Origin of the sequence: Micropruina sonneratiae, assembly GCF_025972045.1 — a bacterium.
GTDB classification, from domain to species: domain Bacteria; phylum Actinomycetota; class Actinomycetes; order Propionibacteriales; family Propionibacteriaceae; genus Micropruina; species Micropruina sonneratiae.
The window spans coordinates 212,931-229,283 of sequence record NZ_JAPDHX010000004.1; the positions used below are offsets into that span (position 1 = coordinate 212,931).

Here is a 16,353-nt window from a genome sequence, read left to right on the forward strand (position 1 = left end):
ACCCCCGGACGGAGACGTTGTCGGGAAGGCCGTGCCGCTCACCGACGGAGTCATCGACGGTCCTTGAACGGGCTCAGGGGGCACAGTGCAACCCGCAGTCATGCCCATCAGTCCCAGGGCCAGCAGGCATCCGCGCAGGCTAGTCATGCATCCTCAATCAAGCGTCGTCACCCGTAGGTCGTCGACGGCCACGCCGATCGTGGCGTTCGTGACTGCCCCTTGCACGTAGGCACTGACCCCGACCGACCCACCGTCCTGCAGCGTCGCAGTGCTGTCCGACGCAGTCAGAGTCCAGCCCGAAGGCTCCGTCTGGCCCTGTTCCCAAACCTTGACCCTGAGATCGGTGCCAGTCCCGGCCCCTTCGACCTCAAACCGCAGCCTGAGCCGGTCACCCGCCTCGAAGGTGTAGTCCGCGATGGTCTTGCTGGCAAGGGACGATTCTCCGGTGCCGACAACCCTGGCGAGCATGAGAGACAGCTGGCCACCGGCCAGGAAGCGAGCTTTGACACGGTACGCGCCATCGGACCCGCTACGGAGATCGTAGTTGACGTCGACCCGTCCGCCCTGAGGAACCTTGTCCAGCCCTATGACGAGATCTCCACGAACGTCACGCCCTGTCGTGTCGTTCAGTTTCGCGGTACGCGTGGACCCGGCCGCCATCGAGATCCGACCTTCGCCATCCGCGACGGAGAAGCCGCTGCCCGTGGTCACCCACGTGCCACCGGTCAGCGCAGACCCCCAGCCCGAGGTCACGTCGGTGGCGAAGGTCGCTTCAGCCACCACATTCACCGGCGGTTCATCCGGCGCGCTTGGCGAGACGCTTCGAGTCGCCGTTGCCTGCGCCCCCAGCGAGTCGGTAACCGTGAGCGTCACCGTGTAGGTTCCCTCCGCATAGGTGTGGGTGGCCGTCTTCCCACTGGCGTGGGCAGTGCCATCACCCCAGTTCCAGTCGTAGCTGAGCGCAGCACCGTCGCTGGCCTGGGAGCCTGAGGCGTCCACGGCAACGTCGAGATCGCTCACCGCGGCGTCGAAGGATGCCGTGGGTGGTTGATGCTGCCCAACGATCGTCACCTGCTTCGTGGTCGACGCTGTCAGCCCGCCAGAGTCGGTAACCGTCAGGGTCACCGGGTACGTTCCGCCGGCCCCGTACTCATGAGATGCCGTCTTGCCGGTCTCGGAGCTTGAGCCGTCGCCGAAATCCCAGCTGTAGGACGTGATCGAGCGGCCCGAAGCGGCGCTGGACGCGGACGCGTCGACGTTCACAGTCTGATCAGTGACCTGCTGGGTGAAGGAGGCAGTCGGGACCCCGATCCCGGTCCCCGCGGCGTACTGGGCCACGACTTGCGACGAGCTCAGGGCGTATGTGTATACCGAGAACTCATCCAGCGATCCAGAGAAGTAGTCACTGGATCCACGGTTCGGCCAGCCGGCGGTGGAGTCGCCCCCCACCCGCCAGTAGCCCAGGTAATACTGCCCCCGGATGATGGATGAGTCGGAGGCCACCCTCACTCCGTCCACGTACAGTGTCGCGCCGTTTGCGTCAGAGGTCACCACGGCCTGGTGCCACGCCCCGTTGCGGTAGGTGCCGGGGCTGGTCACCACCTTGGCCGTGTTGTCCTGGAAGATGCCGAAGTTCAGACGCCCGTCGTTCGACATGTAGAGGTGGCGGTCGTAGGTGCCGGAGCTCCCGGACTGCGACGCACCGAAGCCGAACAGCTTTCCACCCGCATTCGAGGTGGTCTTGAACCAGATGGATGCCGAGAACCCGTCCAGGGACTCAACCTGGAGGTTGCTGCCGATCCGGCCGTTGCTCGTCCCGTTGAAGTTTGAGCCAACTCCGTTGTCGACGGCGCCGTTCGCAGCCACCGACACTCCACTGCCCTTGAGACCGTAGTTGTTGGACGTGAGCACATCCGCGGCAACTCCCGAGTCGCCAAGCGGCCAATGCAGTACTGCACCGTCGGTCAGGACCTGGCGTAGATAGTTCGATGAGCTGCTGCCGTTGGCTGTCGCGGTCGCCGTCGCGCTTTTCACCTGATTTCCGGCGCTGTCCGTCGCGGTCACCTGGTAGGTGTAGCTGCTCCCTGACGTGAGGCCTGTGTCGAGGAACGTCACCGCGGGTTGGGCCCAGAAGTACGACTTCATGGTGGTCGTGTAGAGGGGTTGTGCGACGCCGACCCGATTGACCTGATACGTGATGTCAGTGCCGTCTCGATCCCAGTTGCCCGGAATCGTCACCCGCATCGTTCCACTGACTGCCGAGACGAGCGACGGCGTCCAGTTGCTGCCACTGAGCCGGGGGCCCTGCCTCGGCGTGACCTTCCCCGGTTTGGTGAAACGCACCAGACCTTGCTGCGTCGAGCCGTTGACGGTCGGGAACTCTCCCCCGACAACGAGGTAGTCACCGGATCCCGCCATCACCCAGCCAGCCTGACCCTGTCCGGTGGCTGTACCAGTGGCCCAATCGGGGAACCAATGCACCACGGCCGGCGCCGGCTGCCCCTCCCAGTTGGCATAGATCGAGTTGACGCGCGGACTCCGCCACAGCGTTCCCTTTGCCTGTGCTGTGAATGCGATCGCATTCCTCATGTTGCCTGGTGCGCCCGCCTTCTGCGGCTCGGCTCCGACCGATTCACAGTCGTGCGGGTGCCCGGTGGCGTAGACGTACTTGGTGTCGGAGTAGGTGGTGTACGTGTCACCGTGGCAGTCCTCCAGCCAGTTGATGGCCCCGGTCTCTGGATCGGCCGAGAAGGCGCCTTCCAGATTGCCCACTGTGACATTGGCGTACACCCAGCCGGTCCCGAAGATTGACGTGCCGTCCGTGGAGAGCGAGTAGATGCCCGCTTTGCCACTGTTGGGCGACTGGTTCCAGCCGTTCTTGACGATGGTGGGAGCGATCCAGGGCTGAATGCTCCCGTCTGTGGGGCTCAGCGCGACCAGGCCACGTTGACTAACACCGTTGACCAAGGCGAAACGCCCGCCGACGATCAACTTGCTACCCGACGGGTTCATCACCATCGCATCGACCTGGAGATCCGTGGTCGGAGCCCAACCGAGCAGATTGCCACCGGTGTCGAACGCGATCAGGTTCTTCCGGGTCACCCCGTTGCCCGCACCCAGAAGGCCCCCGACGTAGACCCTGTTACCCGACGCCACGATGGCGTTCACATAGGAACCACCGACCGCAGGCTTCCAGGCGGTCGAGAGGGCTCCTGTCGCTGTGTCGAAGGCTGCCACGTTGTATCGGGTCTGGCCGTTCACCTGCGTGAACGAGCCGCCCACGTAGAGCCGGCTGCCGTCGGGCGAAGCCGCAAGCGACTTCACGATGCCGTTGAACGTGGGTGAGAACGACGTCAACGCACCAGTCGTGAGATCGAAGGACAACAGGTTGGAGCGACTGACCGTGTTGGCATTCGGAGCGGAGCCGGCGGGCCGAGCCGCCGTGAAGCTGCCGCCCGCATACACAGTGTTGCCGATGATGGCCAGCGCCCAGACCACGCCACTATTGATCTGTGCCGTGGGCAGCGCATCAGCAGTCATGGTGTCGGGACCGGGCGCTTCGACCGGGGCCGGGACAGGAAGGACTGCCGCCGATGCCCGCGGAGCGCTCACACCCAGCGTGCCCGCAATCAAGAGAATCGAAAGCAGTCCGGCTATGCCGTGGATTCCTGGACGCGCATGCGTACGACCGTGCCCCATAGTTCCGACCTTCCCCCGTTGGTCCCGGTGGTGCGCTACCCTGCCGAACCCGAGCGCGAGGGCCGATCCGCGGCTCCGCGAAGCCGATCAGTCCCGCCACACTCGGGCTAAGGCGTCCCGGCGCACCCAACCTCAGCAGATACTCTCACAGCCCAGCCCCCGGTGAACCTGACAGCAAAGGGGCAATTCTGCTGAGAAAACCGATGGGCCCGGCTCCGCGTCAGCGGAACCGGGCCCATCGGTTGAGTGGTGAGGCTCAGCGATTGGCGAGTGCCGACTGCGCCGCCGCGAGCCGGGCGATCGGCACCCGGAACGGCGAGCAGGACACGTAGTTGAGGCCGACCCGCTGACAGAAGTCGATCGACGCCGGATCGCCGCCGTGCTCGCCACAGATGCCGAGCTTGATGTCGGGACGGGTCTTCTTGCCGAGGTCGACGGCGAGTTCGACGAGCTTGCCGACGCCGGTCTGGTCGAGCCGGGCGAACGGGTCGTTCTCGTAGATCTTCTTCTCGTAGTAGGCGTCCAGGAACTTGCCGGCGTCGTCGCGGCTGAAGCCGAAGGTCATCTGGGTCAGGTCGTTGGTCCCGAAGGAGAAGAACTCCGCCTCCTTGGCGATCTCGTCAGCGGTGAGCGCCGCCCGCGGGATCTCGATCATCGTGCCGACCAGGTACTTCAGCTCCACTCCGGCGTCGGCGATGATCGCGTCGGCGGTGTCGGTGACGATCTTCTTGACGAACGCCAGCTCCTTCAGCTCGCCCACCAGCGGGATCATGATCTCGGGCACCAGGTCCCACTCGGGGTGCTTGGCCTGCACGTTGATCGCGGCCTCGATGATCGCCCGGGTCTGCATGGCGCCGATCTCGGGGTAGGTCACGTCGAGACGGCAGCCCCGGTGGCCCATCATCGGGTTGAACTCGTGCAGCGAGGCGATCACGTCGCGCAGTTCGTCTGCCGAGATCTTCATCTCGGCTGCGAGGGTGACGATGTCGTCCTCGTCGTGCGGCAGGAACTCGTGCAGCGGCGGGTCGAGCAGCCGGATGGTGACCGGGTAGCCCTCCATCGCCTCGTAGATGCCCTCGAAGTCGCCACGCTGCATCGGCAGCAGCTTCGCCAGTGCCGCCTCGCGCTGTTCGGCGGACTTGGAGACGATCATTTCGCGGATGGCCGCGATCCGGTCGGGCTCGAAGAACATGTGCTCGGTGCGGCACAGGCCGATCCCCTCGGCGCCGAACTCGCGGGCCTGGGCGGCGTCGGTGGGGGTGTCGGCGTTGGTGCGGACCTTCATGGTGCGGAACTCGTCGGCCCATTCCATGACGCGGCCGAAGTAGCCGCCGATCTCGGCCGGCACGGTCTCGATCTTCTGCCCGTACACGTTGCCGGTCGAGCCGTCGAGGCTGATCCAGTCGCCCTCGTTGTAGGTGGTGCCACCGAGGGTGAAGCTCTTGCCGTCCTTGGCGAAGGAGATGTCACCCAGACCCGAGACGCAACAGGTGCCCATGCCGCGAGCCACCACGGCGGCGTGCGACGTCATGCCGCCGCGCGCGGTCAGGATGCCCTTGGCGTAGTGCATGCCCTCGATGTCCTCGGGCGTGGTCTCCAGCCGGACCAGGACGACGTCCTCGCCTTTCTTGCCCTTGGCGGCGGCGTCCTCGGCGGTGAAGGTGACCTGGCCACAGGCCGCACCCGGGGACGCCGGGAGGCCCTTGCCGATCGGGGTCGCGGCCTTCAGCCCGGCGGCGTCGAACTGCGGGTGCAGCAGCGCGTCGATCTGCTTGGGGTCGATCATCGAGACGGCCTTCTCGGGATTGATCTTGCCCTCGTCGACCAGGTCGCAGGCGATCTTGAAGGCGGCGGCGGCCGTCCGCTTGCCGTTGCGGGTCTGGAGCATGAAGAGCTTGCCCTCTTCGATGGTGAACTCCATGTCCTGCATGTCGGCGTAGTGATCCTCGAGCCGGGTGACGATCTCCTGGAACTGGTCGTAGACCTCAGGGTTCTGATCGCGCAACTGGTCGATGGTCTGCGGGGTGCGGATGCCGGCCACGACGTCCTCGCCCTGGGCGTTCATGAGGAACTCGCCGTACAGGCCCTGCTCGCCGGTGGCCGGGTTGCGCGAGAACGCCACGCCGGTGCCGGAGGTGTCGCCCAGGTTGCCGAACACCATCGACTGCACGTTGACCGCGGTGCCCCAGTCGGAGGGGATGTCGTTGAGCCGGCGGTAGTAGACGGCGCGCGGGTTGTCCCAGGACCGGAACACCGCCTTGATCGCGCCGAACAGCTGCTCGATCGGGTCGGACGGGAAGTCGGCGCCCAGCTTGGCTTTGTACTCGGCCTTGAACTGCTCGCTGAGTTCCTTGAGGTCGTCGGCGGTGAGCTCGATGTCGTCCTTGACGCCGCGAGCCTCCTTCATCTCGTCGATGAGCTCCTCGAAGTAGGCCTTGCCGACCTCCATCACCACGTCGGAGTACATCTGGATGAAGCGGCGGTACGAGTCGTAGACGAAGCGCGGGTTGCCGGTCTTGGCGGCGAAGGCCTCGACCACCGTCTCGTTGAGGCCCAGGTTGAGGATGGTGTCCATCATGCCGGGCATGGACGCCCGCGAACCTGAGCGGACCGAGACCAGCAGCGGGTTCTCGGGATCACCGAACTTCTTGCCGGTGAGTTCCTCCAGCTTGCCGATGTAGGTGCCGATCTCCTCGCGGATGTCGTCGCCGATCGCCTCGCCGTCGGCGTAGTAGCGGGTGCAGGCCTCGGTGCTGATGGTGAAACCCTGCGGGACGGGCATTCCCAGCCCGGTCATCTCGGCAAGGTTGGCCCCCTTGCCACCGAGGAGGTTCCGCATCGAACCGTTGCCCTCGCTGAACTCGTAGACGTACTTGGTCATCGTGTGATGAATCTCCTTCGATGCTCCATTGCATGGGCGCCGGTCTGAATCGGCCGGTCCGAGCCGGTGCCGGACGGAGCTGCCCCGACCCGGTCAAGACACCGCCAACCGTAGTCACTCCCCCGGTGGTTAGCCACCTCAACGACCATTGCGCCCGTGCTGGACGGGGCCGTCCCGAGATGTGGGCGCCACCGGCCCCGCTCCGGGCGTGGTTTGCTGGGCCAATGCAGCCGGCCGACCCCGTCACATCCCTGTTGGTCGAGCTCTTCGACCAGGCCGGGACACGTCCACCTGAGCGCGTGGCCGTGCTCGACGACGCCGGCGGTGCGATCACCGCAGCGCTGCTCGAGCGGGGATTGACGTCGAGCACCTGGTGCGATGACCTGCGCAGTGAATTGCTGGTCCCGGAGGCCAACCGCGCAGCGACCCCCGCCGAGGCTGTGACCGGGGCGACGACGGTCCTGTGGCGGCTACCCCGGGCGCTCGGAGCCTTGGACGAGTACGCCCAACTCATCGCGACCCATGCCGACCAGGCGGTGCAGGTGGTGGCCGGCGAACGCAACAAGCACCTCAACCGGTCGATGAACGACGTGCTCGGCCGCCACTTCACCACCGTCCACGCCAGTCTCGGACGCCGCAAGGCCCGCGCGCTGCTCGCATCCGGGCCGAGGGCCACGACGGCGTCCTGGCCGCGAAGCGCACGGATCGACGGCCTTGCACTGGACGTCGTCGCCCACGGCGCCACCTTCAGCACCAACCGGCTGGACCGGGGCACCGCCCTGCTGGCCGGTTGCATCGACGAGATGCCGGCGTCCGGCAGGGCGGTCGATCTGGGCTGCGGCAGCGGCATCCTCGCCGCGCTGCTGGCGAGGCGAGGACTGCGGGTGAGCGCGGTCGACGTCGCCTGGAGCGCAACGGACGCCACCCGACTGACCGCGGCAGCCAACGGTGTGACGGTTGAGGTCGAGCGGCGCAACGGACTGGAGGGCTGGAATGAACCGATCGAACTGGTGGTCAGCAATCCGCCGTTCCACGTCGGGAGGGCGAAGGACACCTCGCCCACCCGCGAGCTCTTCGCCCAGGCCGGACGCCTGCTCGTGCCGGGCGGTGAACTGTGGTGCGTCTACAACAGCCACCTGCCGTACCTGGCCTGGCTACGGGAGTCGGTGGGCCCGACGAAAATCGTGGCCCGGGACCGCAGCTATCTGGTCACGCGATCGCGGCGGTCCGGTCAGCGGTGACGCCCGCGTCCCGATCGCGCCGCGTGCTGCACCTGCGTGGTGTGCCGCGTTGACACCCCCGACGTGACCGCAGACGATGCTTGAGGACGACCGAAGGGGAGGGTGTGCACGCGTTCAGCCTGCGTAATTGCGAACTCGGTGTCGCCACCGCGGCCACTCAGATCGAGGGCGGCCACGCCCGAACCAACTGGCATCGCTGGGCCGAGCAGCCCGGGCGGATCAAAGACGGCTCGAGCCCGGTCCGCGCCTGCGACCATTGGAACCGCGTCGACGAGGACCGGGAGTTGCTCAAGGCGCTCAACGTCAAGCACTACCGGATGGGCCTGGAGTGGGCCCGCGTCGAGCCCAGCCCAGGGGTGTTCGACTCGACCGCCATCGATCACTACCGCCGCGAACTCGGCGCGCTGGTCGACGCAGGGATCAAGCCGCTGGTCACGCTGCACCACTTCAACAACCCGGTCTGGTTCGAGGACGAGGGCGGCTTCCTCAACGCCGCAGGGACCGAGGTTTTCCAGCGCTACACCCAGCGAGTGGTGTCCGCCCTCTCCGACCTGGTCGATGAGTGGATCACCATCAACGAACCCAACATCTACGCCACCCATGCGTTCTACTTCGGGGTCTGGCCACCGGGCGTCAAGTCGCTACGCACGCTGACCACCGCGTACACCAATCTGGCGGCCGCACACATCGACGCCTATCGGCTGATCCACTCGCTGCAGCCGCAGGCCCGAGTAGGGGTGGCCCAGCACCTGCGCGTGTTCCGGCCCCGGGTCGCCTGGCATCCGGGCCATTGGGCGTCCGCTCAGATGATGGAGTGGCTGTTCCAGCGTGTGATCACCAAAGCCATGTGCAAGGGCCGCTTCCTGGCCCCCCTGCGTCAGCCGGCGGGTATCCATCCCGGGCACTACTACGACTTCCACGGCATCAACTACTACTCGCGCAGCACCGTCACCCGGCTCGACGACGGGGTCGGCGCCGACGTCCCGATCAATGACCTCGGGTGGGAGATCTACCCCCAGGGGCTCATCGAAGTGGCCCGCTGGCTGGACGACGCCCACCCGGGTCCGCTGTACGTCACCGAAAACGGCACCGCGAACTCTGACGACGGTTTCCGCAGCCGCTTCCTGTACGAGCATCTGGCCGAGATCGCGGCGTCCGACCTGCCGATCGAGCGGTACTACCACTGGACGTTCATCGACAACTGGGAGTGGCTCGAGGGAGAGTCTGCACGCTTCGGCCTGATCGGGCTCGACTACGAGACCCAGGAGCGGACGATGCGCGAATCCGGCCGGTTCTTCGCCGAGATCGCGGCAAATGGTGGAGTGACCGAGGATCTGTACCAGCGCTACGTGGCACACCAGATCTACTCGACCAACAGCCGCATCCGCTGACGACTCAGGGCTGGACTGCAACCAGATCATCGACGGAGAGTGTGACGGTGGCTGTGGAGTTGCTCGATGCGTATGCGTTGACGCCGAGCGACCCACCACCCTGCAACCGGGGGGTGCTGTCGGCCGTGATGGCGGTCCATGCGCTCGGTTCACTGGCCGTTGCGGGCCAGAGTTTGGCCGAAAGGGCCGTAGCACCGGCACTGGTGACTGCGCGCAGAGCGACGCGGTACCGACTGTTTGCTGCGTAGACGGATCCGCGTAGGGTCACCACCTGCAGGGTGGTCTCCGTTGCTCCTACTCGCCGTATCAGGTGAAGCTGCATGGCTCCGGACGCGGCGACGTAGATCTTGGCACGGTAGTCACTGCCGTCGCTCTGCCGTCGGACCACCAGCGACCCATAGAGCGCCCCTTGTGACGAGCTACGACTCCACGACAGCGTCGCCCGCAGGTCGACGTCCTGCGCGCTGAGTGCGGGCAGCGTCGACTCGGCACTACTGCCTGCACTCAGTTGTTGGTTCCCGACACCTCCGCTGACCGCGTATCGACTCAAGGCTCCAAGGTGAGCCCAGTTGCCTCCGGTCTGAGCAGCGCCCCACCCGTTCGCGGCATTTCGATCGAAGGTGTCAGCTGCTAGATCGGCGCCGGGTTCAGGCTCGGCCCGCACGACGACCTGATGACTGGCGGTATCGGTGTCGCCAGCGTCGTCGGTGACCGTCAACCGAACCGTGTAGGTCCCATCGGCTGCGTACGTGTGCGACGCGGACGGCGCGGTACCCGAGGAACCGTCGCCGAAACTCCACGCGTAGCTGACGATGGAGCCGTCGGAATCATGTGACCCCGACCCGTCGACCGCAACCTTGCGCTCATTGACGACTGGCGTTCCGATCACCGCAGTCGGTGGCGTGTTCGGAGGAGTTGGCGAGGCACCCAGCCTGGTCACGGTGTACCTGTCGAAGATGACGGTGGACGGCGTGGTCGCGCCGCTCGAAGGGTAGACGTCTACGCCGAGCGTTCCGCCGACTTGGAGTGCACTGGTGCTGTCCGATGCCGTCACGGTCCATGCCGACGGCTCGGGTCGATCGCGCGACCACAACTTGGCCCGCAGGGTCGTGGGGCTCGTCCCCTCCAACTCGAACGTCACCCTCAGATACTGACCGGGCGTCACGCTGAGTCCTGAGACGTTAATCGAGGCAATCGTGACCTCGGAGGTCACGAAGCGGATGAGGGACAGGTTCACTGCGCCGCCGGCGATGAAGCGAACTTTGGCACGGTAGCTCGCTGCGTTGACGATGCGGCCATGAAGCGACACGTAGGTGCCCGATCCGCTCGCGATGGAACTGAGCGCCAAGTCCGCCTGCAGACTGAATTCCGTACCTGTTGGCGAGGACAGTCGCATCGCCCGGGTCGAGCCCGCCGGCGCCACGATTCTGCCGGCGGAGCCATCGACCGAATACGAGGATTGGCTGGAGTTCCCCTGCCACGACTTGCCGGGTTCGGCTTGACCCCAACCGTTGGACACTGTGCGGCTGAACGTGTCGTCGATCAAGGTGGCCTCCGCCGGGGTCCTGACCACCCACGTCTGCGACGTCGTTTGGGTCTCTCCGTCACTGGTCACCGCCCGCCATTCGTAGGCGGTATCGGCATGCAGCCCGCCCCACGTGCGGCTCGCGACACTCCCCGATTGCACGCTGACCGTCCCGATTTCCTCGAAGGGAGCAGGCTGGGCCTGACCCAGGTCGAACGGCAGGGTGAACTGCGAGTTGGCGTCCGTCTCGAAGGTCCCGAGCTTGGTCGAATAGGTGCGGGCGGTCATGGTGTCGGCCGATGGGTCGAAGGTGTAGTACCGCAACCATCCGTCTCCACCATTGGCTCGATCCTGGTAGTCGCTGACAATCTGATGGACCTGATTGCCGCAGCGGTTGGGGTCGGCCCGATTGGCTTCGCCCAGATCGCCATCATGGAAGTGCCCGTTCAGAACCAAGCGGATCTGGCACTGCTGCGAAACGAACTCGTTCCACAGTTGCGTGGATGAGATACCCCCTGGGCGTTCTGGGCTGGAGCGTCTGAGGCCGTTCAGGCCGAGGAAGCTGTGAGTAACGAGAATCGCCAGCCGATCGGGGTAGGCGTCAAGCACCTTGGCAGCCCACTCGGTGGCGTAGCTGGGGGTGTCCCATTCGAGGTTCAGCACGAGAAAGTCACGCCCACCGGCCGAGAACAGGGCGAAGTTGTTCATGTTCTGCGTATCCACCGGGTCGGCGCCGAACAGGTTCTGTCCCAGATAGCCCCCGTACCTGGCGGTGCTTGGCGTCCACGATGCTTCTGCATAACGCGTCGGTGGGAAGAACTGGTCGTACTCCACATGTGCCCCGGTGGTGACATTGAAGTCGTGGTTACCCGCCACGACCGTGTTCGGCAAGCCCGCGTCGTCCATCACCTTCAACCCGGCGGATACGTATCCCCACTGGGTGAGGTTGTTGTACGTACTCACCAAGTCACCGAGTTGCACCACCATGGCTGTGTTGAGCTGGTTTCGGGAGTCCACGGCCCACTGCGCCTGCTGAACGATCGTGCTCTGCCGATTGCTGTAGGTGTAGTTCTGGGTGTCGGGAAGTGCGACGATCGTGAATGGATCGCCGGCACTCTCGCCCGCAACGGTCGCGCCCTCTTTTCGACCCTCGAACCGCACCTGGACGGCACCGCCATCGGGGTCGTTCGCGCGCACGCTCAAGGACACATCGGTCGAAGCAGCGGTCGAACCGGACGCCGGGGCAACCAGGGTGGCGGCTTCCGGGGCCGCCGCCCGTGCTCGTTGAACCGTCAGGGAACTGAGCAGTAGTGCTCCTGTCAGTGTTGCGACTGCCAGCCGACGAACGTCCATCCCACACCTTCCCGCCCCAGGTACAGGCGCCCGCATGCACTGACCGGCATCGGGGTGGCGCCGCGGCAAGCATCTGAGCCGGCGGCCGACTGGTCAAGGGGTAGTTGTGCGTAGGACGCTCTTCCGTGGGAGGCGCCCCGAGGGGGCCACTCCACTCATGACACCCATGCCACGGCCCTACTCTGAGCGCATGGCAACGCAGCCCGAGCCGGCCCTGCCTGGCGCCCTGTTGACCCGCAACCGTTGGTCGTTCGGTGTGGGCACTCTTGGCAGAGACATGGTGTACACACTCGTGAGCCTCTACCTGATCGTGTACCTCACCGAGGCACTCAATGTCTCGGACTACTTCTTGTGGTGGGCAGGTTGGTTGATCCTCGCCGCGCGCTTGTTCGACGCCGTGATGGACATCGTCATGGGCTCCGTCGTCGACAACACGCGAAGTCGATGGGGTCACTACAAGCCGTGGATCCTTGGTGGCGCCCTCGCCTCCGCAGTCACGACGTTGCTGCTCTTCACCGATCTGGGACTGCCGGACACCACCTACGTCGCAGTATTCGCCCTGCTCTACCTGCTGTGGGGTCTGTCCTGGACGATGAACGACATTCCCTTCTGGGCGTTGCTGCCCGCCTTGACCCTTGACCAGAAGGAACGGGAAAGGATCGGCGCGCTCGCCAAGATCTTCGCCACGATCGGCCTGTTCAGCGTCGTGGTCGCCATTCTTCCGGCGACCGCCGCCCTGGGCGGCGATAGCCGGGCCTGGTCTGTGTTCACCCTTGTGATAGTGACGATCATGTTGACCGGCCAAGCGGTCACCCTGTTCGGGGTGCGCGAACCAAAGCTGGCCGTGGAACAGCCCAAGGTGACGCTGCCCGAGCTGTGGAGGGTGGTGACCGGCAACGATCAGCTGCTGTGGACTGCCATCTCGATGGTCCTCTTCATGACCGGGTACATCACCACCACGTCGTTCGGGATCTACTTCTTCAAGTACGCCTACCGCGACGAAACCATGTACACCCCGTTCGGGACGGTCCTGGGAATTGCTCAGCTGACCGGCTTCCTTGTCTTTCCACTGTTCCGGAAGAGGTTCAGCCGACGAAGCCTCTACACCGGGGCAACCGGCATGATCGTGGTCGGCTACCTAGTCTTCTTCTTCGCACCGATGAATATGCTGTGGATCGGAGCAGCGGGTCTGTTGTTGTTCATCGGCCAATCCTTCGTGGTCGTCCTGATGCTGGTGTTCATCACCGACTGCATCGAATACGGGCACTGGAAGCTCGGACGCCGCAACGCGGCGGTCACTTTTGCGCTGCAGCCATTCATCAACAAGGTGGGAGCGGCGCTGGCCACCCAGATCGTGAGCGTCGTTGTGCTCCTGTCCGGCATCAACTCCGCCGCCACTCCCGACGCGGTCACGGGCGAGGGCCTGCTGATGATGCGGCTGGCGATGCTGGTACTGCCCTTGGTGCTGATCGTGGCCGGTTACCTCATCTACCGCTCGAAGTACCGCATCGATGAGGAGTTCTACGCCAGGATCCTCGCTGACCTCGCTGCTCGTGGCCAACTGAGCATCCATCGAACACCATGAAGAAACGGATCCACCAAGCAGGAGCCGGTTAGTTGGTCACACTCGAGACTAGTAACGTTCCCGAACGAGGACCGCTTGGCTGTTCCGCAGCCGATGGATCGAGGAGTCAATCGTGGGCAAGCGCCTTGTGGTCGTCAGCCGTCCGCTTCACGGGCTGGGCAATCGCGTGCGACTGGTCCTGAGCGGGCTCGCACTTGCCGAGTCGACGGGTCGAAGGTTCGACTACTACTGGCCCGTGGGACCGAACTTCGGCGCACGCATGACGGACCTGTGGGAGTTCAGGCCATCGCTGTCGCCACTGCAGGAACTCGTCCTGCGCGTTCGGTCCCCCCTTGCTGATCCGCAGGAGCTGGCCAGCCACACGTCGCGCAGGATCTGGCACGTGCGGAGTGGGAGCACCCTGCCATTGCCCGAGGATGCGCTCGATTGGCACCGGCTCCTCGCCGAGTTGTCTCTCAATCCCACGCTGGCCCAACTCGTCCGCGAGACGCACGCCGCCCAGTTCGGCCAAAGGCCGTACGTCGGGGTCATGGTTCGCGCTCACGCAAACGCCCACAGCCTCACCAAGCAGCACTCGCCGATCAGTTGGTATGTGGATCGGATGCGCGAGTTGCAGGCTCAGTTGGGCGATGTCGGATTCTTCATCTCAGCCGACACCAGGCAGGCGGCAGATCGCCTCAGGGCGGCCTTCCCGGGCGCCTATGCGGCCGATAAGTCCGGCAGCTACAACTCGCGCCTCGCTCTACAGGAATCGGTGGTCGACCTCTATCTCCTCGCCTGCTCGACCCACATCCTGGGCCCCCACCATTCGAGCTTTCCGGAACTGGCCTACTTCCTCGCGTTGGGCCAGGTCCCACTCGAGACGTCCGTGGGCGAGTCGTTTGCCCGAGTGCGCCCGCCCGTTTCTCTCAGCATCGCCCCGAATCCCGTCCGTCCACGACAGCGAGTGCCAGTGGATTCTTTCACCTCGTGAGACATTGGCTGAAGAATCATGGGGCGCTCACAATGGTGTTCCAAGGTGCTCGATGAGCCCTTGCGACCACCCCTTGGAGGGACCGTGCCACACATCCCCACCCATCCCCAGCGCCCCCCAGTCGTTCGCACATTGGCGGCCGCAGCAGCATTGACCCTTCTGGCCACCTCTTTTCAGGCGGCAGTAGTGGCGTCAGCCTCCGACACCATCCGCGTTTCATCGGGAAAGAGCGCCGTCGCGCCGATCGGATCGAGCCGCATCACGTCGATCGCGCAGGTGAAGGCGATCGTCCCCGCCAACGGCGCGCAATGGGGTATCCAGCTACGGGCCGCCAGCACCACCTCGGGGTACCTGGTGAAGCTCAAGATCGGCACCGGCGGGAATCTGGTCGGCGCAATCAAGAGACTGTCCGGAAAGTCTGCGAAGACGCTGCACGACTGGGCTCCGCTGGGTGTGAAGGTGAAGCCGGGTCAATCCGTCCGTCTCGAGGCCACCGTTACGGCCAAGGCCCAGGTGAGGACGTACATGCGCGCCTGGGTCGACGGCGAGCCCAAACCTGTCGTCTGGCATATGTCTGCGAGCGACTCGACGTCGAGTCGCTACCGCAGCCCCGGGCGAACATACGTGTGGGCCGCCGTTCCCGAGGGGGCTCCGACGACCTCCGTCTCATTCCCGGCAACATCGGTGCACGACTACAGCGCCGCTTCGGCTGGCCGCATCAGCGTCGTGGCACCGCTGTCCTGGACGTCCAGCACCTTCAGCTTGGCTGTGATTCCCGATACACAAGTGGAAACGAACGATCCAAAGAACACGCTCTTCCTCAATCGAGTCGATTGGTTGACCCGTCACAAGTCGACACTGAACGTTGCCTACGCTCTGCACACGGGCGACATGACCAACTGGGGGTGGCTTGATGCCCCTCAGATCGAAAGGGCTCGGCAGGCAATGGCGCGCGTCCGCAACGCCGGGATCCCGTATGCCCTCACAGTGGGCAACCACGACACCCGGGCGGTTGGATGGAATGGCATCGCAGGCTCGAGTGGCTACGGCGGCAGCGCCTACATGTACAACCCGGAATGCCCCGGACGACTCGGAGGGGCAGAGTGCAAGTCATGGCTCCTCGTCCGACACACCGAAGCGTTCAACAAGGCCTTCCCGTTGTCCTCGATGGGTGGTGTCGGCGGCGCCTACGAGGCCGGCAAGTCCGACAATTACTGGACAACCTTTGAAGCAGGAGGGACCAAATGGCTGGTACTCACTCTTGAGCCCTGGCCTCGCAAGTCGGTCGTCACCTGGGCCCAGAACGTCTTGGCGACCCACCGGAGTCACAACGTGATCATCCAGATTCATCACTATCTGACCAAGACGGGGGCCGTTTCTGACTCAAATGCCGGCTACGGCGCCACATCACCTCAGTATCTGCGAGAGAAGCTCGTTGCGAAGTATCCAAACGTGAAACTGATCTTCTCTGGTCATACCGGCGCATTTGCTCAGCGAGTGGAAACTGTTTCGGGCAATAGAGTGGCCGCCTTCGTCGGCAATGACCTGGGAGCCGGGACCAACCCCTTACGGATCGTCACCATCGACACGCGCACCGGCCGCCTGGTCAACACGGTCTACAACCCCGTCAAGAACGCGGCCGCACTGACGACGTCCACCACCCTGAAGTTCATCCATTGAACGTGGGGCGGGCTCCGGCATCTGA

At 64.9% G+C, this 16,353-nt stretch carries 8 protein-coding genes; 5 read left to right on the forward strand and 3 right to left on the reverse strand.

The window, feature by feature from the left end; genetic code table 11:
- Positions 1 to 153: 153 nt before the first annotated feature.
- Both OIE40_RS12100 and ppdK read right to left on the reverse strand, forming a co-directional pair.
- A complete protein-coding gene (locus tag OIE40_RS12100; protein ID WP_264702598.1) occupies positions 154 to 3,498 on the reverse strand; it encodes a PKD domain-containing protein in 3,345 nt (1,114 codons plus the stop codon).
- 457 nt (positions 3,499 to 3,955) lie between these two features.
- Positions 3,956 to 6,580, reverse strand: a complete 2,625-nt coding sequence (gene ppdK, locus OIE40_RS12105) for a pyruvate, phosphate dikinase (protein WP_264702600.1) — start codon at positions 6,578 to 6,580, stop codon at positions 3,956 to 3,958.
- Between the two features lie 224 nt (positions 6,581 to 6,804).
- On the opposite strand from ppdK, the gene OIE40_RS12110 reads away from it, so the two are divergent.
- Both OIE40_RS12110 and OIE40_RS12115 read left to right on the forward strand, forming a co-directional pair.
- The gene (locus OIE40_RS12110) at positions 6,805 to 7,821 is read left to right on the forward strand and encodes a class I SAM-dependent methyltransferase (RefSeq protein WP_483403794.1); all 1,017 of its coding nucleotides are present in this window, start codon (positions 6,805 to 6,807) and stop codon (positions 7,819 to 7,821) included.
- 104 nt (positions 7,822 to 7,925) lie between these two features.
- The gene (locus OIE40_RS12115; protein WP_264702603.1) at positions 7,926 to 9,212 is read left to right on the forward strand and encodes a glycoside hydrolase family 1 protein; all 1,287 of its coding nucleotides are present in this window, start codon (positions 7,926 to 7,928) and stop codon (positions 9,210 to 9,212) included.
- Between the two features lie 4 nt (positions 9,213 to 9,216).
- Here OIE40_RS12115 and OIE40_RS12120 read toward each other — a convergent pair whose 3' ends face one another.
- A complete protein-coding gene (locus OIE40_RS12120) occupies positions 9,217 to 12,090 on the reverse strand; it encodes a PKD domain-containing protein (protein WP_264702605.1) in 2,874 nt (957 codons plus the stop codon).
- 190 nt (positions 12,091 to 12,280) lie between these two features.
- Here OIE40_RS12120 and OIE40_RS12125 point away from each other — a divergent pair, with 190 nt between their 5' ends.
- The 3 genes from OIE40_RS12125 to OIE40_RS12135 all read left to right on the forward strand — a co-directional run bounded on the left by OIE40_RS12125 (position 12,281) and on the right by OIE40_RS12135 (position 16,328).
- Positions 12,281 to 13,675 carry a glycoside-pentoside-hexuronide (GPH):cation symporter gene (locus OIE40_RS12125; RefSeq protein WP_264702606.1) on the forward strand — a complete coding sequence of 465 codons (1,395 nt, stop codon included), beginning with the start codon at positions 12,281 to 12,283 and terminating at the stop codon, positions 13,673 to 13,675.
- A gap of 112 nt (positions 13,676 to 13,787) precedes the next feature.
- Positions 13,788 to 14,648 (forward strand): O-fucosyltransferase family protein, encoded by an 861-nt coding sequence (locus tag OIE40_RS12130; RefSeq protein WP_264702608.1) that lies wholly within the window; start codon positions 13,788 to 13,790, stop codon positions 14,646 to 14,648.
- Between the two features lie 186 nt (positions 14,649 to 14,834).
- The gene (locus OIE40_RS12135; protein ID WP_264702610.1) at positions 14,835 to 16,328 is read left to right on the forward strand and encodes a metallophosphoesterase; all 1,494 of its coding nucleotides are present in this window, start codon (positions 14,835 to 14,837) and stop codon (positions 16,326 to 16,328) included.
- Positions 16,329 to 16,353 lie beyond the last annotated feature (25 nt).